At 41.2% G+C, this 18,684-nt stretch carries 14 protein-coding genes and 3 pseudogenes; 6 read left to right on the plus strand and 11 right to left on the minus strand.

Annotation, left to right across the window (positions count from 1 at the left end; genetic code table 11):
* Positions 1 to 39 precede the first annotated feature (39 nt).
* From K4039_RS24625 to K4039_RS24655, 7 genes are all read right to left on the minus strand, one after another.
* Entirely contained in the window at positions 40 to 588 is a 549-nt protein-coding gene (locus K4039_RS24625; protein WP_265239145.1) for a hypothetical protein, read from the minus strand.
* A 26-nt stretch (positions 589 to 614) separates the two neighbouring features.
* A complete protein-coding gene (locus K4039_RS24630) occupies positions 615 to 1,448 on the minus strand; it encodes a cyclopropane-fatty-acyl-phospholipid synthase family protein (protein ID WP_265239146.1) in 834 nt (277 codons plus the stop codon).
* 68 nt (positions 1,449 to 1,516) lie between these two features.
* Complete coding sequence (locus K4039_RS24635) at positions 1,517 to 2,578, minus strand: substrate-binding domain-containing protein (RefSeq protein ID WP_265239147.1); 1,062 nt, start codon at positions 2,576 to 2,578, stop codon at positions 1,517 to 1,519.
* Positions 2,579 to 2,748: 170 nt separating this feature from the next.
* Positions 2,749 to 4,167, minus strand: coding sequence for a mechanosensitive ion channel family protein (locus tag K4039_RS24640; protein ID WP_265239148.1), 1,419 nt, complete (start codon positions 4,165 to 4,167; stop codon positions 2,749 to 2,751).
* Positions 4,168 to 4,533: 366 nt separating this feature from the next.
* Positions 4,534 to 4,959 carry a globin family protein gene (locus K4039_RS24645; RefSeq protein WP_265239149.1) on the minus strand — a complete coding sequence of 142 codons (426 nt, stop codon included), beginning with the start codon at positions 4,957 to 4,959 and terminating at the stop codon, positions 4,534 to 4,536.
* A 168-nt stretch (positions 4,960 to 5,127) separates the two neighbouring features.
* Entirely contained in the window at positions 5,128 to 7,749 is a 2,622-nt protein-coding gene (locus K4039_RS24650) for an adenylate/guanylate cyclase domain-containing protein (protein WP_265239150.1), read from the minus strand.
* A 128-nt stretch (positions 7,750 to 7,877) separates the two neighbouring features.
* A complete protein-coding gene (locus tag K4039_RS24655) occupies positions 7,878 to 8,201 on the minus strand; it encodes a hypothetical protein (RefSeq protein ID WP_265239151.1) in 324 nt (107 codons plus the stop codon).
* A 695-nt stretch (positions 8,202 to 8,896) separates the two neighbouring features.
* Between K4039_RS24655 and K4039_RS24660 the strand changes: the two genes are divergently transcribed.
* The gene (locus tag K4039_RS24660) at positions 8,897 to 9,820 is read left to right on the plus strand and encodes a pentapeptide repeat-containing protein (protein ID WP_265239152.1); all 924 of its coding nucleotides are present in this window, start codon (positions 8,897 to 8,899) and stop codon (positions 9,818 to 9,820) included.
* 120 nt (positions 9,821 to 9,940) lie between these two features.
* Here K4039_RS24660 and K4039_RS24665 read toward each other — a convergent pair whose 3' ends face one another.
* The gene (locus K4039_RS24665; protein WP_265239153.1) at positions 9,941 to 10,501 is read right to left on the minus strand and encodes a transposase; all 561 of its coding nucleotides are present in this window, start codon (positions 10,499 to 10,501) and stop codon (positions 9,941 to 9,943) included.
* A 140-nt stretch (positions 10,502 to 10,641) separates the two neighbouring features.
* Complete coding sequence (locus K4039_RS24670; protein WP_375339830.1) at positions 10,642 to 11,025, minus strand: helix-turn-helix domain-containing protein; 384 nt, start codon at positions 11,023 to 11,025, stop codon at positions 10,642 to 10,644.
* A 152-nt stretch (positions 11,026 to 11,177) separates the two neighbouring features.
* Here K4039_RS24670 and K4039_RS24675 point away from each other — a divergent pair.
* From K4039_RS24675 to K4039_RS24685, 3 genes and pseudogenes are all read left to right on the plus strand, one after another.
* Positions 11,178 to 12,258 (plus strand): ISKra4 family transposase gene (locus K4039_RS24675; protein ID WP_375339831.1). Its coding sequence is split into 2 segments (ribosomal slippage): positions 11,178 to 11,810 and positions 11,812 to 12,258, totalling 1,080 coding nucleotides; the frame shifts between segments, so codons are not numbered across the junction.
* A gap of 225 nt (positions 12,259 to 12,483) precedes the next feature.
* Positions 12,484 to 13,824, plus strand: coding sequence for an AAA-like domain-containing protein (locus K4039_RS24680; RefSeq protein ID WP_265239155.1), 1,341 nt, complete (start codon positions 12,484 to 12,486; stop codon positions 13,822 to 13,824).
* A 206-nt stretch (positions 13,825 to 14,030) separates the two neighbouring features.
* Positions 14,031 to 14,654, plus strand: a pseudogene (locus tag K4039_RS24685) (IS1634 family transposase); the annotation flags it as partial.
* A 49-nt stretch (positions 14,655 to 14,703) separates the two neighbouring features.
* On the opposite strand, the pseudogene K4039_RS24690 reads toward K4039_RS24685, so the two are convergent.
* A pseudogene (locus tag K4039_RS24690) lies at positions 14,704 to 15,749 on the minus strand (IS630 family transposase).
* Between the two features lie 77 nt (positions 15,750 to 15,826).
* Here K4039_RS24690 and K4039_RS24695 point away from each other — a divergent pair.
* Positions 15,827 to 16,830, plus strand: a pseudogene (locus K4039_RS24695) (IS1634 family transposase); the annotation flags it as partial.
* 618 nt (positions 16,831 to 17,448) lie between these two features.
* A complete protein-coding gene (locus K4039_RS24700) occupies positions 17,449 to 18,417 on the plus strand; it encodes an IS66 family transposase (RefSeq protein ID WP_265239156.1) in 969 nt (322 codons plus the stop codon).
* A 54-nt stretch (positions 18,418 to 18,471) separates the two neighbouring features.
* On the opposite strand, the gene K4039_RS24705 is transcribed toward K4039_RS24700, so the two are convergent.
* The coding region (locus K4039_RS24705) for a hypothetical protein (RefSeq protein ID WP_265239157.1) at positions 18,472 to 18,684 on the minus strand (213 nt) is incomplete at its 5' end.

The raw sequence follows: 18,684 nt of genomic DNA on the forward strand, positions 1-18,684 counted from the left end.
CCACACCCCACACCCCACACCCCGTTCATTGTTGATGTGCTAAATATTGACTTTCTTTTTGTAAATCATTACTTTATTGCCATCAGCAGCAACTTCTAACCAAAAATCCTGAATCACAAATTGATAGTAAAATTCCCCAAGACGGGTACTGCGCCAAGTGCTGATCAGTTGGTCATTTGGCGCCCAACGTTTAAAAGCTTTTACAGCAGTTTCAGGAACTCCGCTGGACTCTATTTGCTCGTCAACTTGAATAATCGTGCCACCGGAAGTAACTTGTACTTCCACTTCAAAGCCTTGTTGGTTTTTACCTCTGAGTATGTATATTAAGGAACCATCGGACTTCAATTCAATTCGGGCTTGGTTAAATGCGGCATTGGTGGCTGTCTTTGCTGAAGACATTGCCGGAAGTGCTACTTCTTCCAGGGGAATTTTTCGGACTATTCCCCCTAGATTTTGTGCTATTAACAAACTTCCACTGTTAGGGACAGGTTGAGCATGAACATCACCCAAATAAACAGAGGATGCGAGTATAGCTATTCCTGTAGCTGTCAAAAATGCCCGCGAAGTAGTTGTGCAAAAATTCATCATTTTTTTCATTGATTTTGGGTTATTCATTATTTTTGAAAGTGCAAAATTTTCCAGTGAATCAGTCCTTTTTCTCCAGCATCAACCCAGTCAAGCAACCTCTGTTTCATTTTTGTGTAAAAATCCAAACTCCAAAGTTGATTATTTTCTGCTTGCAGAACTTCCATTTTTTCCAGCAATCTTGAATAGTTGATTTGGATATTTTCAGAAAAATCAACTATTTTTGATTCACAGAAATTCATCTCCTCTGCAAGATGGCGATAGGTCTGTAAATATTGCAGATTCAGTGAGTAATATTGAGTTAATTTCTGCTGATTTTCGGTGGAAATGCTATCATCCAGCATGACAACACTGAAGATGAGCTCACCTTCATCGCCTAATACTCTACTACACTCCTGAAAAACCTTTTCTGGCGTAGTGCTGTGGTAAATAGCATCTTGTGACCAAATCACATCAAAACTAGAATTTGAGTAGGGTAATTGCTCAAATGTTCCCTCTTGAACATCAATAAAACTTGTTAGTTCTTGCTCTTGATTGCGCTGGAGGTTAATCGCATTTTGCATTTTGCTAATATTTAAGCAAGAAACTCGGCTGGAGTAAGTTTTGGCTAGGTATCTGGCTGTACCTCCATACCCTGCACCAAGGTCTAGAATCCGACATTTATCATCGATATTGAGTAGAGATGTCATATATTCCGTTGTCCGTTTTTTAGCGACTTCTAAGTCTTCATTAGGGTGTTGAAATAAACCTATGTGAACGTGTTCGCCACCACTAACCTTTTGATAGAAGTTATGGGTATCGCTTTGGTCGTAATAAACTTGTACTTGCTTGTTCGTATCAGAAAATTCTCTATTTTCGTGCATGATTTAAGTTTTAATTTGGGTAAACATTGAGCAGATAACTAATTTTTATTAGTTGCTGCAATCGACAACTATTGAGTACCCTTGATTTGCAAGAATTTGGTTTTTGAGTCATTGAATACGGCTGGCGTGACCGCAAAGTAGCCTATATTAAAAACTTCTTCATTCACATGGATTAAGTAATAGTTAATAAAACCTTCTACTTCCGGTCGTGTCCGAATCGCTTTGGCATCTGCATAAATGTACAAAGGACGAGTTATCGGATATGTTGGTAGGAAAGGGTTTACTTTATCAATAGATATCGCCCTCACCTTGTCTCGGTTTTGTTGATAGGAGGAATACTCTAAAAAGCCCACCATATAGGGATTAATTAAAGCTTCTGAGTGCAACTGCTCTACAAAGTCATAAGATATTGTGTTGGGAGCATTAGTAAGTTGGCTGGCGTTGCCATTGAGAATAGCTTGGCTAAACAAGTCAACTGCGCCTCCAGTACCAGTCCCGGCTGGGACAATGCGTTTAATCAGTTCTTTTGGCCATTTAGGATTGACATCTGACCATTTTTGAACAGTGAATACCTTTGCCAGTTCGTCGCGCGTCAGACTGTTTGGGACGAAAGTATTCTGAGAACTTACTACAATGGTTACGGCATCGGTGGCAATTTGAAAGCCTATGGGCTCAACACCTGATTTAGCACAAGCCGCCAACTCCTGACTGGTAATCAGGCGAACTGCATTGACAATATCTACATTTTTGCGATCGCAAAATAGCTTGAAGCCCACTCCGGTATCAATACCAGCAAGATCGATCTTGCTGGGGTATCCCTCTTGAATAAAGCGTCCAGCAATAACCTGACTAATCGGCAAAACTACCTGAGAACCCGATATCCCTAGCGTTCCCTCTAGTTCCAGGGGGTTGACTTCCGGCAGCACAATGCCCTGTTTAGCTAAGTCTTGGGTGGAAGGGGGTTTAACTAATTTACGATCGACCCGCTGAATACCTACGTTTTCTTTTGATGTCTTGTCTGCATTAGCTTGTGAATTTGTCGATCGACCAGCGCAGGCTGTCAATAGTAAAACTATGCCGATCGCAAATAAGCAACTTCTGTAAACATTTGCTCTAATTATCCTCATCATCTCACCCGCACCGGCTGACCATTGTTACTAATTAATGGACTCGCCTCATCTTTAATTCCTTTGGCAAGTCGAACCATCTTTTTCCGTTCTTCGATATATAGCCTTTCTCACATTCGTGAGGTACGAATTTTGACATGAAAAGCTTGCTAGTGTAAGGGTTGTAGCATAACTCAGCATACCTCATCTTTCTGAGAAACGCTATATTGCAGAATCTCTGAAGCAAATTTGTTGTTAGACTCGATCGCTTCGATAATCCTGTCTGCTGGAATCACCACAACCTCAACCTCTTCATGGGCAACGGCTGTAACCGGACTTACATCTCCTGGAAAAATAGCCATTTCACCAAATGCTTCGTTAAGTTCAAGTTCGTCTACTATCTGGCGATCGCCTTGTTCATCTTTTATGTAAGCCTGTCCCGTTCCCTTGAACATAATATAAAGTCCCTCGTCTTCTTTACCTTCTGTGATAATTAACTCACCCTTACCGTAGGCTTTAAATCTAGCCCGTCCGGCTAGTTTTTCAATCTGACTATCATTCAGCGTCGCGAAATATGCCAGCGATCGCAAATAAGTCACCAATTCCTGTTGGCGGTTTTCAGCTACTTGGGGAATCCGACCCGGTACTCCTTGTTTCGCATCGATATCGTACTGCACTGCGATCGGATAGGGGATGGTAAAACCATAACGTTTGGTTAGATAGTAAAGTCGGGATTTAAGTTGATTAGCAACGGGACCTGCTTTTTCAGGCAGCACAGAATACCAAAGGTTGTAATTGATACTGGAGTCTCCATAGGAATCAATTGAAGCAAAACCTTCAGATTCAATCGCCTCTATGCCCTCCACCAAGCTATTTAGTGCCGGAATCACTTCATTAGGAGAGTCATCATAAGAAAAGCTGGCAGTAATATTTTTAAAGATTGCTCCATTACCGTAATTGATAATGCGTGCCTTCGACAATACTCCATTGGGAACGTTGAATTTCATGAAAGGAGTTGCGATCGTCACCGACCACCAATTTTGCTCGATTACCCGCCCCTGCTTTCCCTCTAACTCAATCCAATCACCCGTTCTGAAAGGTTTGGCAAATAGCAGCAGTAATCCTGACACCAGGTTGCTGAGGGTATCTTGCAAAGCCAGGGCAATTACCGCTGAAGCTATCCCTACACTAGAACCCAAGCCCGCCAAACTTATATTCCAAATTCCATTAATAATGTGATAGCCAATGGCTAAGATTACTAAACCCCTAGCTACCTGAAAAAACAAGTTAGGTACTTGAATTTGCCATTTAATCGGTTGTTTGTTTGTAGTCAACAAAGCGTTGATCAAAGAAATTCCCGCCACAATCACGGCAACCCAAGTTAACGTTTCCACAAAACGCGCCCAGGAATCTTTGCCAGCAACGCTCAAAAGCTGCCGCATTACCAAGATTACGGCTAAGGGAGGTAACACATATTCGCGCACCTGACGCAGAGCAATTGCTAAGGGGTGTTGCTGCCGTTCCAATCTTGATGCGGCTTCACCCAGTAATACCCCAAACAATGGGAATCCTAAACCTAAAAGCAATATCCATCCCAGAAGTGATTTATCCATGACTGTGTTTTTTTAGGAACGATAAACAGAGATTAGTAAGTATGTTTCTGAAACTTTCACCCCCCTAAATCCCATTCAAAAGGGGGACCTTGAAGAATCCGGTTTTTCCATTTTTAAAAATCCGGGGTACGTACAACTTGAACAACTAATGTCAGAGTCTTTCAACCCCCCTAAATCCCCATTCAAAAGACCGACTTTGAAACTCTTTCTCCCCCCTTCTTAAGGGGGGTTGGGGTGCTCGAAAAACTTGTGCGTACACCGTATTTTTTTAAGGAGGGTAAGGGGGAATCTAGCCAACAATATTCGTAACTAGCAACTTGCTTTAATTAGAATGTTGCTCTACACACCTATCTTTGCCAGCTCAAGTTATACTGGTGCTTCTTTCATAATTTCGCTTAGGAATGTGTAAGCTTCTTCCCATGCTGTTTGTACTGGCGCAGTAAACTCGACACCCAGTCCCTGCGCCAAAGTCCAGAGCAATGCCTGACCTACAGTATCGTAGTATTCATCCTGGACTCCATAGCCCGCATGACGGCGACCTAAATTTTGGACGACGGCGACTATCTTCTCTGGTTGGCGCAAACCTTTCACTGCAAATTCAAGCGTAGTCATTAGCTGACGTTCCTGTTCTTTCATATCCCCCTTAAATAGAGGACGCAGGGAGGGATCTAATTCAAACAGTCGTTGGTAGAACAGTTCGGCGGCTTTATCGGCAATAGGCTTCACTTTGTTAAATGATGACTGAACCAACTCCACTTGAGTTATATCTAACTTTTTGAGTGATTTATCCATGATTATTTTCCATTGAATAATAAACAGAGTCGTAAGTATCTTTCAGATGACGAGTGACAAGGAACTTGAAAGGATGAGTGGGTTTCGGGTTAGAGGTTTTGGGAACCCCATATTGTTTTTGTTCCATCAATCAATTGAGGGGCTAAGTAGTTCACCACACCCCACACCCTATACACCAATCTTTTCCAACTCAAGTTCTGCTGCTGCTTCTTTCATAATTTCGCTCAGAAATGTGTAAGCTTCTTCCCATGCCTTTCGCACTGGCGTAGTAAAATCTTCACCCAGTCCTTGCGCTAACGCCCACAGCAACGCCTCGCCGACAACCTCGTAGTATTCAGCTTTGACCCCAAAACCCGCATGACCGCGACCTAGTTTCTGGACAACAGGGACAATTTTGTTTGGTTGGCGCAAACCTTCTACGGCGATCGCCAGCGTAGCCATTAACTTACGTTCTTGTTCTTTCATATCCCCTTTAAATAAAGAACGAAAAGAAGGTTCTAATTCAAACAGTCGATTGTAGAAAAGTTCGGCAGCCTGACCGGCAATGGGTTTGATTTTGGCAAAAGATGACTGAACCAAGTCCACCTGACTCGTAACTAACTTTTGGGTAGTTACTAACGTCCAGGTTTCTACATTTCCCAACTCTTCAATATTCACTGCTGGGTTCTGCACGAATGTGTAACTATCTGCTACCCGTTCGTACACACTCTGAGTTAGCAAAATATAGTTCAACTCAGTTTGACTGTGCAAGAGGCTTGCTAAATACACCGTTTCGCCCCAGATACTGTATCCAAAATTCTGGGTTCCGACTACCCCGGCGGCGATCGGGCCTGCATGAATGCTAATGCGTAAACCCAAACCAAAAATACGACGGCCGTTCTCCCGGCGGTTGATAATATCTAACATCGCTAGGGCAAAATCAACAGTTCGTTTGCTGTGGTCAAATTTGGCTGAGGTGAGTCCGCACACTGCTACATAATCTGTACTGGTGGTTTTTTGCCGTTCAACGCCAAAATGTTCTGCCACTTCGTCAAATTCATCAAATAATCTGGTAAGCATTTGAGTTACCTCGATGGGTGACATTTGCTTGCTCAATTCAGCAACACCTACCACATGGGCATTGAGAATGCTTACTTGCTTGAGGGTATCGGCAATTACTAACTCTCCTTCGTTGCGGCGTTGGGCGATCGCGCTTGGTAGGATATTCTGCAATAGAATATCGTTCTCCTGCTTCTTTGTTTGCAGTTCTTCCTCAGTTTGGCGTAATTTGTTCCCCACCTCTTTAAACTCTGTTTCCAATTCCCCAAACTCATCTTGCGATTTCACCTCAACTTCTGTATCCATAACCCCAGCAGCAAGTTTTCGGGCATTTTCAGTCAAGCGGCGTAGGGGAGAGGTGAAAATTCTGGCCGCAAATGCCGCTAAAAATGCTGTCGCCAATAGGAAAATTACCGCTGCAATCAGCAATATTACCTGTAACCTGTAAAGCGGACTATAAGCTTCCCCCACCTCCATCTCTGCGAGAATCGCCCAATTTAACCCGTTCAACTTCAAAGGAGAGTAGGAACTCAATACCTCAGCCCCCCGATAGTTGCGGTCTACTGTTATGCCTTGTTTCCCTCCTAAAGCTGCTTGGGCGGCGGGAGAGTTGATTTTCTGCAAGCCAATGGTCGTGTTAAACTTCTCCATCAGTTGCAGAGTTCTATCGTCAGTCCCCGTATAACGAACAACGTTTTGATATTTTTTGGGGTCTTCAAACCAAAAACGAGATGTCGATCGCATTAGGGAATCGGGGCCAACTAAATAAGCTTCCCCGGTTTTCTGCAAACCGCTGGCTTCCCAATTATTATTGCGGCTAATAGCTTGGTCGATCTTGTTAATTGGAATTTGCACTGCCAAGATGCCAATCATGTTAGAACCGCTATAAATCGGCGTTGCCACAAAAGCGGCTGGAGCATTATAAGAAGGGCGGTAAGCTTTGAAATCAGCAACTTGGATGCTCCCTTGTGTGGGATTTGACTGAACTTTTTGCACCAAATCTGTTAATGCACTCTGGGCGTAAAAACCCTGTAGTCGATTAGTGGCAAAATCTGTTTCTTTAAAATAGGAATAGATAATATCCCCGGTTTTATGGTTAATCAAAAATACATCGTAATAACCGAATTTTTCCACAATTCCTGAAAAAAATTGTTGATATTTGGCATGAGCTTTGCTGTAATTGCTGCCATCACCAGCATCAAGTAACTTATTTTTTTCACCGACTGGATTGGGATTACCAGCAAGGTAATAATACTGAAGATAGCGAGCCGCTTGTCCGGTGGGACGATAGACGCTGGGGTTCAGTGCTTCAGGCGATAGATTACCTTCCAAGCGAGGGAAAAATTGCTTGGTGTAGAAAGTATCTAAAGCTGTATCCCATTCGGGGGGAATAAAGTTGCGATCCAGGCTGCGGAAACCCCCATTCAACTCCACCATTGCTTTAACAATGTTGCCGTCTGCCGCCAGCATCCCTACTTGATTGTTCAAGTTTTCAAAGTACGACTCAAACTGCTCGGCTTTGGCGCGGCTGATACCTGTAAGTTGCTCGGCAATTTTGCTTCTGAGGATAGCTTGTGTTTGATACCAACCAATCCCACTAACTACTACTACTGAACCGAGGCTAACTCCCAGAAGTAACGCTTGCAACTTGGATTTAATTGTCCAGTCACCAAGTTTTAGATTACCTGGAGAGTTAAGGGGGAATTTAGGCAAGCGCTTTAGGGGACTGAATATCTTTCCGATCTGGTTCATAATCTTGTCCACCGATTTTGAGATGGTACTTAAGTTAGCAATAAATGATTAAACTTTTGTTAGCAACTTGTAAAAAATTGGTTCATTATCTTGATTTTTGGTAAGTTTTCAACAATGAATATAATCTTTTATTTTTTTTGACCATTTTTCGCGGCAAGCAGCAGCAATTCATGAGCGGCTTTAACACGGCTTAAAGCCGCGTCACTAATGCTTACTTTTGCACCGTTTTTCGCGACTATCACAACAGCAGCGGGCGTTAGATTGTTGCCACTAAGGGCTATGGTTTGCGATCGCCCTGTTGCTTGAGCGAGTTCTTGAGTAGCTTCAGTAAAAGCATGAGATTTTGGGAAAATTGGTTCAGAAGCTTTTACCTGTCCGCTAACTAAACATAGTGCTGTAGATACCAAAAAGCCAATATATCTAATACTTACAGGCTTTTTTAAGCTTTTCATTGGGGGAGTTATAACTATGATGTGAGAATATCATATCAATTCATTTGAGTCAAGGTTTTTTGGAAGCTATTTAGACAATAATTTGGTTATTTAAAAGTAGGAAAAGTAGGAAAAGTAGGAAAAGTAGGAAAAGTAGGAAAAGTAGGAAAAGTAGGAAGTTATTAGAAATGTCATAAGAATTTTAGCTTGCTACAGCCATGTAAACAGTCCTAGAGGCAATCGGACTTTTATAATCGGGGTTTTTTATTGAATCTGGGGGCTACAACCAAATATTTTAGTGAAAAAACCCGGTTTTTAGGCCCATGCGTAAGTCGTAGTAAAGTTTGTGCTTTTTGTGTTGGGGAATTTGTTGCAATGAATTATAGTGATGGTATGAGCAGCATCCAGTTCAAGCTGATTTTTTTTTGAATGGCATCAAGCTGGTGAAGAGCAGCCAGAGCGATCGCCAAACTCAGCCCTGTTGACCCAAAAATTATGAATGTTATCTCAAATAGACATCTGCCATAATGCTTGTGGAGCAGGTTATCAGCCTGCTTTTTACAGGCTTTTCAGGAGAAATCTAATACAGTCTGACTGTTGGAAACAAGCGAAAATAGAGTAGCGAGAGAGATGGCAAAGGTATGAATACAGGGCATCACAACCAAATTTTTTCAAAAACAATCGTTAAGCCCAGCCATGCGTTAAGGCTCACCAACATGATTAATGCTAGCGACATTCTCAAACAATATGCCGAGCAAGCTCGAAACTTTAAAAATCTTGATCTAAGTCGAATTTACCTGAAAGGTGCTGACTTGAATGGAATAGATTTTAGTCACAGCAACCTCAATAGTGCTGATTTGAGCTTTGCACATTTAAGCGGCACTAATCTGATTTGGACAGATTTGAATCGAGCCAACTTACGACAGGCAAACTTAACTAAAGCTTGCCTGATCCACAGCAGCCTTTTTTGGGCGGATTTACAGGAAGCCGCATTAGTTAACGCCAACCTGAGCAATGCTTTGCTCGCTCGCGCAAATCTAACTTCTGCCTGTTTAAAGAATGCTGATTTAACTGAAGCATCTTTAGAAAGCGCTTGTTTAGTTCAAGCAGATATTAGTCGAGCCAATTTATTCAAAGCCAATTTGAAAGGAGCGGATTTTACGGGAGCTAACCTCAATGAAGCAAATCTGCGCCAGACAAATTGGGAAGGTGCTATTTTAAGCCAAGCTTCGTTACAGCGAGTCGATCTCGAACAGAGCCAACTGTATGAGACAATTCTCAAGAATGTTGATTTGACGGAGGCCGATTTGGTTAAGGCTGATTTGAGATGTGCTGATTTGACAGAAGCAATTATGTGCGGAGTTGCGCTAGAGTTAGCTAGCTTAGTCGGCGCTGACTTAAGCCGTGCTACCCTACAAAGAGCTTCTTTATTTCAAGCGGATCTAGAGGGAGCAGTTTTACGAGATACCAATCTGGCTGAAACCGATCTCAGACACGTTAACTTTAAAGATACTCAGCTAATGGGTTCCGATTTTTCAGGTGCCCGCGTCAAAGGAGCCTGCTTTACAGACGCTCAAGGGTTAACTGGCCAACAAAAGCAGTGGCTCAGAGCTAATGGAGCCTTGAATATTCCAGCCTAGTGCAATACGGCAGAAGGCATTCGGGATATTGCTTGTACAGTAAGCTTTTTAACCTTTTCGATCTGGTGGGTTATTTCCCCCGTGATGTACTAGTACAGCTCGGCGCAAATAAACAAACTATTAAACAGCCAAGACTTTACCCTTATATGTCCACTTAAAAGGTTTTGCCATTGTTTGATTAAAGTAGTCAATAAAATTGAGAATGCGATTTTTCAGATCGTACTGACTGGTGAAACTTGCTCTTTTTAGTAATTTTCGCACCAAAATGCTGAACCAAATCTCTATTTGATTAAGCCAAGAAGAATGTTTGGGTGTGTAATGGAAAACAATTTGATGTGTTGGGTCACTTAAAAAAACAGCGCGGGATTTCATGGACTGAAGTATGCCGCTTTTCCCCTTAATACCGAGGTCGATATCTAAACCTTCTTTTTCGGCGACCAAACGCACCAGTGATTCAGATTGGTGAGTATTCAGACAATCCATAATCAGATGCCATTTTTTGGCATCGGGGTCAGTTTCAATGATCTGACGAATATTGAGTAGAAAATCGGATTCGGTTCTGGAATCTCCGCAATTTGGTTCGATAATCTTACCATTCGCAATGTTAAAATTAGCTATCAAGCTCTGCGTACCATGACGAATATATTCAAACTCTCTTCTGGCAACTTTACCGGGTCTCATTGGCAAGTCTTTTTCGAGACGTTCTTCGGGCTTGAATCCCTGTCATTTCATCAACCGATATTGTGTGTTCTCCTTGTTGAGCGCGTTCAATTGCAGTCAGATATAAGTCGGTAATATCTTTGACTTTTTCATCAAATTTTTCATCCACAGGGGGGGGTTAACCAGTAGCGCGAGGCGTGTGGTTTAAGTTCTGCTTCTTCTAATAATCTGCCAACATGGCGGACGGATATACTTTCAATAATGCCTTGAAACATGATTTCTTCCGCCAGTTCTCTCGCCGTCCAATGACTTATTGGTCGTCCATAATCGGACGGTGAGGAACATGCCAATGCAAATAACTCGGTTACTTGTTCCATGCTAAATTTTGCGGGTGCGCCAACACGCTCTCGATCTTGTAATCTTTGCAAAATCGATAAGTCTTTTCCCTCGCTCTCCAACCATCGGTTTCGCCATAAAGTAGCCATCTGTCGGTTAATGTCTAGGCTTCGGGCTATTTCACGATGGTTTTGACCATCAGATGCCATGAGAATGATTTTGGCTCGTAGCACTAGCTGTTGGGGCGTTTTGTGTTTGTCGATCAAGGGAGCATAACACTTATGCAGTGAGTACAAATACTCACAAATATTATGCCCCTCATTAGTCCATAATTAAATATGTTTACCACTCTCGAAAAATCATGAATCCAGAGCAACAAAGAAAGCTGCAAGAATATAGCATAGCAATTGCTGAGATTTTATATACAGAAGCTGAATCTGAACAACAGTTCACGCTGGAAATTATCGAAAAGACTATTCAAACACAGCTTGCCTCTGTATGTCAGTCCCGAAATTGCCGCTTTTTTTTTAAGCAATCAACCGGAACAACTGCCGGTAGAACCAGAAAACTTACCAGTACATTAGGCATACTAAAAATCAGTGAAAAACAAGCTAAAATACTCGGAGTTAAGCCCTGCACAAGAATTAGTCCACATTTGGAACAATGTTGTCTGAGATTAAGTGCCAATATGTCATACGAGCAAACGGCTGTAGATTTAGAATACATCACCGGAGTCCCAACAAATGCCATGTCACAACAGAGATTAGTCCATCGGCAAAAGTTTCAGTTGCCGAGAGTCACAGAACTAATTGAAGAATTATCTGTAGATGGAGGAAAAGTTAGATTAAGAACTGCACAGGGACTAGAATGTATCTACAAAGACTATAAAGCAATCCACACCAACAGCGGATTAATCGCGGGTTATCAAGATAATATTGGGCTGATTAATTGGGTAAACAGTCAACCTCAATCCAACATTGTTACCTGTCGCTTGAGATGGACATGATGGAATTTGGAATATTATTGGATTAGTCGCCCCTAATGGACAACGCCGAGAAATCCTTGACTGGTATCATCTGATCGAAAATCTGAATAAGGTTGGCGGTTCACAACGCAGAATCAATCAGGCCGAAGCTTATTTATGGATGGGACAGGTGGAGAACGCGAAACAACTTTTTGCAAATCTGACCAAAAAAGCTGCCAAGAATTTCTGCCTATATCTCAACAAACACCAAGAACGAATTGTTAATTACCACTATTACCAGTTAAATAAGATTTGTTCGATTGGCTCGGGTGCTGTAGAATCAGCAATCAAACAAATTGGTCGTCGTATCAAAATTTCTGGGGCCGGGTGGAATGAGCAAAATGTCCCGCAAGTCTTGGCGCATCGAGTAGCTTACTTAAATGGAATGATTGGTGTCAATCTCAAAGCAGCAGCTTAAATTATCATCAGTATTTATACTGATTGCATAACTGTTATGCTCCCGTCGATCAACTTCTGAAGTTCATGACGCTCGCTATCGCTTAAATTTAATATTTTAGGCATTAATAAGGCCATATCTGATTCCTCGATCGCCCACCTACACGGGTCTAAGCTAACTCTGTTATTCTACCACAGATATAGTCTGTGTACTTACGCCGCACTGTACTAGGAAGTTGCTACTTGAATGAGAAACATTGAAGAACTTGTTGAATTTGCTCTCCAGTTAGTTGCTACAGAAACAGGGGTTTCGCTTAACTATATTCAAAAGGTAATCCTGCGAGAATCTCTACTTGAAAACAAAAAAACTTACGCTAAACTTGCTGAAGAAAATAAATACTCTGAAAGCTATATTAAGTTCACAGTTGCGCCTAAACTATGGCAGTTGGTTTCACAGGCGCTCGGTGAAAAAGTTAATAAGACGAATTTCTCAGGGCTGCTAGAACAGCGGTTAGAAAAATTTGCCGATCGGGATAATCCTCAGACGATCGAGAAAACAGCAGCAATGCCGGCGGCAGGCTTGCCTATGTCGCGCTATGTTCTAGAATCTCCTGAAGGACAGGTTCCCCTCGTTTCCAGTCTGTACGTTGAGCGACTGGCGATCGAACAAACCTGCTATCTTGAAATTCTCCAACCCCGTGCGTTCATTCGCATCTTTGCACCTCGGAAGATGGGGAAAACTTCCCTAATCGCACGAATTTTGGATTATGGGAGCAGTCAGAATTACCACACAGTGCGGCTCAGCTTGCATCAGGCGGGAACACAGGTGTTTGCTTCGAGCGATCGCTTTTTACGCTGGTTCTGTACAAATGTCACTCAGCAGTTGGGTTGGGAATCTAAATTAAATGACTACTGGGACGAGGATATGGGAGCTTTGATTAACAGCACGATTTATTTTCAGGGCTATCTCCTCAAGGAACTCTCTAACCCTATAATTATAGCACTAGATGGCATCGACCAATTATTTGAGTACCCAGAAGTAGCTAGTGATTTTTTCGTTTTGTTGCGTTCCTGGTATGAGGAAACAAAAGACATTTCTGTTTGGCAGAAGTTACGAGTCGTCATAGCTCATGCAGTGGAAGTTTACATTCCCTTACCTACCCATCGCTCTCCGTTTAATGTAGGATTGGCGATCGAACTACCGACTTTTAGCCAAGAACAGGTGCAGGATTTAGCAGAACGTCACGGACTTCAACTCACAAAGCCTGAACTCGAGCGGTTAATGAAGCTCACTGGTGGCTTTCCGTATTTAATCCGGCTGGCCTTGTATCAAAGTGTCCGCTTGAAGATTCCCGTGCAAACTTTACTGCAAGATGCTACGAGTAATACTGGAATCTATCAACAACACATTCAGTCTCAGTTGTGGAACCTTCAACAGCATCCTAAATTAGCTGACGCTTTTCAACAGGTTTTAACGGCTCCAATCCAGTTAGAGAGAGAGGTGGCGTTTAAGTTAAAAAGCTTAGGATTGGTACATCTTAGCGACGAGAATCAAGCAACTGTTAGCTGTGAACTATATCGAGAGTAGTTCCACAATTATTTTTATTAATTGTTAAGCAGTATTGTCCTTAATTCCGTCGCCAAGATGCCTATTACCCACATTCCGCACTTCAATAGCACTACAGAATATAGTATATTGCTATCCTGACATGACTAAGTAAAAATACTTACAAGGCTTGAGGTCAAAAAAGTGAGACAATCAAAAAAACGTCAAAAATATTATCTAGCTAAAAAATGTCTCCAACTTCAGAAATAACAATCAAAAATATCGATCACTTAGGAATAGTAGCTGGACTCATTGATGAGATAGGAATAGTTGAAACAATCAACTCTAAATTAGGAATAGATGTTCGGGAAAAAGTCTCATCTGGAATATTAGTGAAAGCTATTTTAATCAATGGATTAGGGTTTGTGTCAAGACCTTTGTATCTATTTAGTCAATTTTTTGAAGACAAAGGAATCGAAACCTTGTTAGGTGCGGGGATAAAAGCGGATTATATAAATGACGATAAAATTGGAAGAGTTATGGATAAATTATCTAAATATGGATTAAATAAAATATTTATGGAAATTGTGTTATCTGTGATTAAGAAGTTTCAAATAGAGCTAAAATATGCTCATTTAGATTCTACATCATTCCACCTACATGGGGAATATAAAAACACAAAAAATCACAACAAAGAAACAGAAATAATCAAGTCACTTCCAATAAATATAACCAGAGGATATTCGAGAGATCATAGAGCTGACTTGAAACAAGTTGTATGTGATTTAATAGTAAATAGTGAAGGCTTGCCATTATACACAAGAGCTGGAGATGGAAATGAAGCAGACAAAGCCGTATTTGGGAAGATATTAAGTAGGTAGGCGGGAAAAAACCAATGTATGTAACAGAACATTAAGTTACCTAATTGGAGTTAAACTTAAGACGTTCTGTAGTGTAGTTTCCCCTTTGTCCTCTAACTTCTACTCCATGAATTACGGCGTAGGCGAGTTCTAACTCATCATCAAACATTTGTCCTGCCAATTCATCTTTTTTAATGTGTTGCCACTCCAATTCAATGGGGTTCATTTCCGAACAATACTTGGGCAAGAAAAAAATATATAAACCTTGATTTTCCCAATGCGCCCATAACTCTTGGACTTCTTTACATCGGTGTATTGGGCCGTTGTCTTGTACGATTACTCTCGGTCGTCCAATCTCAGCAGCTTCCTGGGCTTCTCGCTCCATCATTTTGATATAAGCTTTTCGATCAACACCCCCAATTACCAAACCGTAAACAAAACTGATTCCCTGTTGAAGAAGTCCGATAATACTTAGTCTACGACCACGCCGCGAAAGTTTGTTCTAACCGTTTTTGCTCACCTATTTGGTAATAAGTATAGCCTGGTTCACTCCACGCACAAAATCCTGATTCATCTAAATACTTTAAGTCGATTCCTCCCGCAGCCGCCTCTAATTCCAACATATCTAAGTCTGATTGCTTCGTTTCTTGTACTATGGGGTCTTGTTTTCCTTTATGACTTTTTCTGGCTCGTTTCCAAACAAACCTTTTTTTTTAGTATCCGTCTTAATCGATCGGCACTTAGTTTAACAGAACGTTCTTTTTCTAATTTCTGGACTAATTGAAGACTGTTATATGTACGTGGTTCGTTTTTGAGGCATTCTTTTACAAACTCTATATCTGACTCTTTCCACTTGGGTTTTGCCCCTCGACCAGGCGATTCCCAAAGCCCTTCCATGCCCTTATGCGACCATTTATGTAAAACCTCTCTCACTGTTTGTGGAGTCCAGTTAAAATGAGCAGCTATTTTTTCAACGTACCAGCCATGTGCATTTAATCTAATTACTTCTGCTCTATCTTTGACTTTTTGTGGTACAGCAGCAGTTCTCAGTTTTAATAGAGTTTTGTCTTGCTGTTGAGTCAGGAATACCCTTAATCTAGCGCCCATATATTGAGTTACCTCAGTAGATGTATTCTCTTTGTTTACTTATCTTAACATAGTTTGGTTTTTTTGCGCCGACCTACTTAGTAGAGTTTAAAAAGCAGATAAATTTTGACAGCATTATGGTCTGTGACAGTGCATTATATAGTCAAGAAAATATCCAGTTAATCAAATACATCAAATGGATCAGCAGAGTGCCGATGACCATAAAAAAGGCGAAAGAATTAGTACAATCGGTAGAAATAGCAGAGATAGATGTCTCAGAAAAGAAATCAAGAGCAGCACTCAAACTAGACGGATATAAATGGAAAGAAGAAATAGTAAATTATGGGGGAATCAAACAAATTTGGCTAATAGTATCAAGCGAAAAAAGAAAAAAAGTGATTTAAAACAACTAGAAAAACAGATAAAAAAGGCTAGAGAGCGAGTTGAAAAACTGGTCAAGGAATTAAACCAAGAAAAATTTAATAGTCCAGAATCAGCTCGATATAAACTAAAAAGTATCAACAAAAAGCTCAAGCTGTTTGAAATCAAAGAAATTCAGGTAAGTGCTGAAAATAAATCAAAAAATAGTCAGACTATTTATCAAATAGAAGGAGTAGTTAATCAAAAATTATCAGAGATAGAAATCCTCAGAAAATCAGCCGGAAAATTTATTTTGGCGACCAACCTAGTTGACGATAAGAAGTTAGAACCATCAGAAATTTTGAGCAATTATAAAAATCAGCAGTCTTGCGAAAGAGGATTTCGATTCCTAAAAGATCCGTTGTTTTTCGCCGATAGTTTTTTTGTAGAAAACCCAAAAAGAGTTGAGACAATGTTATGTTTAATGTCTTTGTCCTTGTTGGTTTATAGTCTCGGTCAACGGCAACTCAGAAACCAATTAAAAGCAGCTAAGATCGGCATCAAGAGTCAACTAGGAAAGTTAACTGATCGGCCAACATTAAGATGGATATTCCAAGTTTTTCAAGGAATTCATATTTTAACTTTAAATGGGGAAAATCAAATTGTTAATTTGACAGAAGAACGCAATTTTATCTTGAAGAATTTGCCATCAGCTTGTCAAAAATATTATCTACTTTCTTAATTGCCACCACAAAGAAAGTTGACAAAAAAATCTTAAGATCTGAAGGAGAAGTAATTCTTGCTCAATTTTTTAGTGACTTAAATAAACTATTTTATGAATCAAAGATTTAAGATTTGATTATTTCTCTTCTTTCAGCAAATGGGTGCAGTATTTTTTTGTAATTGCTCAACCCCCTTGACAATTCGACGAGATAGACATTAGATAAAGGAATGGAAAAACTCCCGGACTTAAAGCAACTATCGAACGAGGCAAAAGAAGCCTTGATAGTAGAGCTATGGCAGGAAATCCAAAAACTCAGCGCAGCATTAGCCACATACCAACCAAAACCAGACTCATCTCCTACCAAAACTAGCAAAAATTCCAGCACTCCGCCATCAAAGGAATTCAAGCCCAACATTAAGCCATCGAAAATTGAAGGGATAAAAAGACAAAGAAGCGTGGGAAGAGTCGGAGGGGGCAGAGAACTACATCCTCATCCCGACCAAACAATCATCGCGATTGTCAAAAATTGCCCCCAATGTGGAGAGAAAGTCACCGCCACCGCCCAGAAGTTGCAATCGGTATACGAAAAAATCGAACTACCCCCAATTCGCCCGATCATCACCAGAATCGAACGTTATGGTGGTCAGTGTGCCTGCTGTCAGACCGAGTATGTTGCACCTGTACCATTGTCTATGGAACCAGGTTCACCGGGAAAGCAGTTCGATTCAAAGCTTAGCCACATATCTGCGTTACACTCATGCCATTAGCTACGAACGGCTGTCGTCGATATTTGGAGAGGTCTTTGGACTCAAGATATCAGAAGGAGCAATCGCCAACCTATTGGGGAAGGTTAAAACCAGTTTAGACGATCAAGTAAGTCAAATACTACAACGGTTGCGGCGGGCAAAATTAATTTGTTCAGATGAAACGAGTGCCAGAGTAAACGGACAGAATCAGTGGGAGTGGGTATTTCAGAACCAGGATGTTTGCTTACACGTCATCCGCCCCAGCAGAGGAACTGGAGTAATTAACGAAGTTCTAGGAGAACATCGTCCCGATATTTGGGTGTCAGATTTATTTAGCGCTCAAAAAAATCATCCCGCACCACAATGGCAAGTGTGTTTGGCTCATCAATTACGGGACTGCCAATATGCAATTGATGCTGGGGACAGGATTTTTGCCCCAGCGATGAAGAGGTTATTATTAAGGGCTTTTATTATCCATCGACGACGAGAAAAAATGGACGATACTAGACTCAAGCGATATCGAGAAAATTTACAAGAAAGATTAACCAGGATTTTGAGTTTAGCGCCAGACCATCGGGATGGTATTCGGTTACGAAAACGTTACGGTGGACTGATTGACAATTTATTTCTATTTCTGGAAGATGCGGCGATTCCACCCACAAATAATTCGAGCGAACAGGCGATTAGGATGAGCGTGATATTTCGCCGTGTGACTAATGGCTTCCGTTCAGAATGGGGCAGAGATTTATTTGCTGCCGTTCGTTCAGTTGTCAATACTGGCAAGCGTCAGGGTTTAACTGCTTATCAATCTATTCAACAAGCTCTCTCTACTGATGGCTCCATTTTTTCCCCTAGTTGAGCAATTACATTTTTTCTTAATTATCCTAATTTTTGGCTTTTTTGGTATTGTATTTTATCGTACTTCAACTTGAAGTGCGGAATGTGGGCTATTACCTTCCTCAACCTCTACAATCTGGAACGGTGGTAAGATATCGTCGCTTGAACCGATGAACACATTAGACAAGATTGCAAAAGTCTTTTTGATCAAATTTTCGGACGGGCTCTCCGGCCCATCCCACAATTTTTTTTTCTTGTGGGATGGGGTGTAGTGGACGTCCTGGTTATT

It is taken from the genome of Lyngbya sp. CCAP 1446/10 (assembly GCF_026130175.1).
Taxonomy (GTDB): domain Bacteria; phylum Cyanobacteriota; class Cyanobacteriia; order Cyanobacteriales; family Microcoleaceae; genus Microcoleus.

Excerpts from the sequence above, each read along its gene's own strand:
- K4039_RS24625 (WP_265239145.1), bottom strand. The coding sequence starts at position 588 with ATGATGAATTTTTGCACAACTACTTCGCGGGCATTTTTGACAGCTACA.
- K4039_RS24630 (WP_265239146.1), bottom strand. The coding sequence starts at position 1,448 with ATGCACGAAAATAGAGAATTTTCTGATACGAACAAGCAAGTACAAGTT.
- K4039_RS24635 (WP_265239147.1), bottom strand. The coding sequence starts at position 2,578 with ATGATGAGGATAATTAGAGCAAATGTTTACAGAAGTTGCTTATTTGCG.
- K4039_RS24640 (WP_265239148.1), bottom strand. The coding sequence starts at position 4,167 with ATGGATAAATCACTTCTGGGATGGATATTGCTTTTAGGTTTAGGATTC.
- K4039_RS24645 (WP_265239149.1), bottom strand. The coding sequence starts at position 4,959 with ATGGATAAATCACTCAAAAAGTTAGATATAACTCAAGTGGAGTTGGTT.
- K4039_RS24650 (WP_265239150.1), bottom strand. The coding sequence starts at position 7,749 with ATGAACCAGATCGGAAAGATATTCAGTCCCCTAAAGCGCTTGCCTAAA.
- K4039_RS24655 (WP_265239151.1), bottom strand. The coding sequence starts at position 8,201 with ATGAAAAGCTTAAAAAAGCCTGTAAGTATTAGATATATTGGCTTTTTG.
- K4039_RS24660 (WP_265239152.1), top strand. The coding sequence starts at position 8,897 with ATGATTAATGCTAGCGACATTCTCAAACAATATGCCGAGCAAGCTCGA.
- K4039_RS24665 (WP_265239153.1), bottom strand. The coding sequence starts at position 10,501 with ATGAGACCCGGTAAAGTTGCCAGAAGAGAGTTTGAATATATTCGTCAT.
- K4039_RS24670 (WP_375339830.1), bottom strand. The coding sequence starts at position 11,025 with ATGGCATCTGATGGTCAAAACCATCGTGAAATAGCCCGAAGCCTAGAC.
- K4039_RS24680 (WP_265239155.1), top strand. The coding sequence starts at position 12,484 with ATGAGAAACATTGAAGAACTTGTTGAATTTGCTCTCCAGTTAGTTGCT.
- K4039_RS24700 (WP_265239156.1), top strand. The coding sequence starts at position 17,449 with ATGGTGGTCAGTGTGCCTGCTGTCAGACCGAGTATGTTGCACCTGTAC.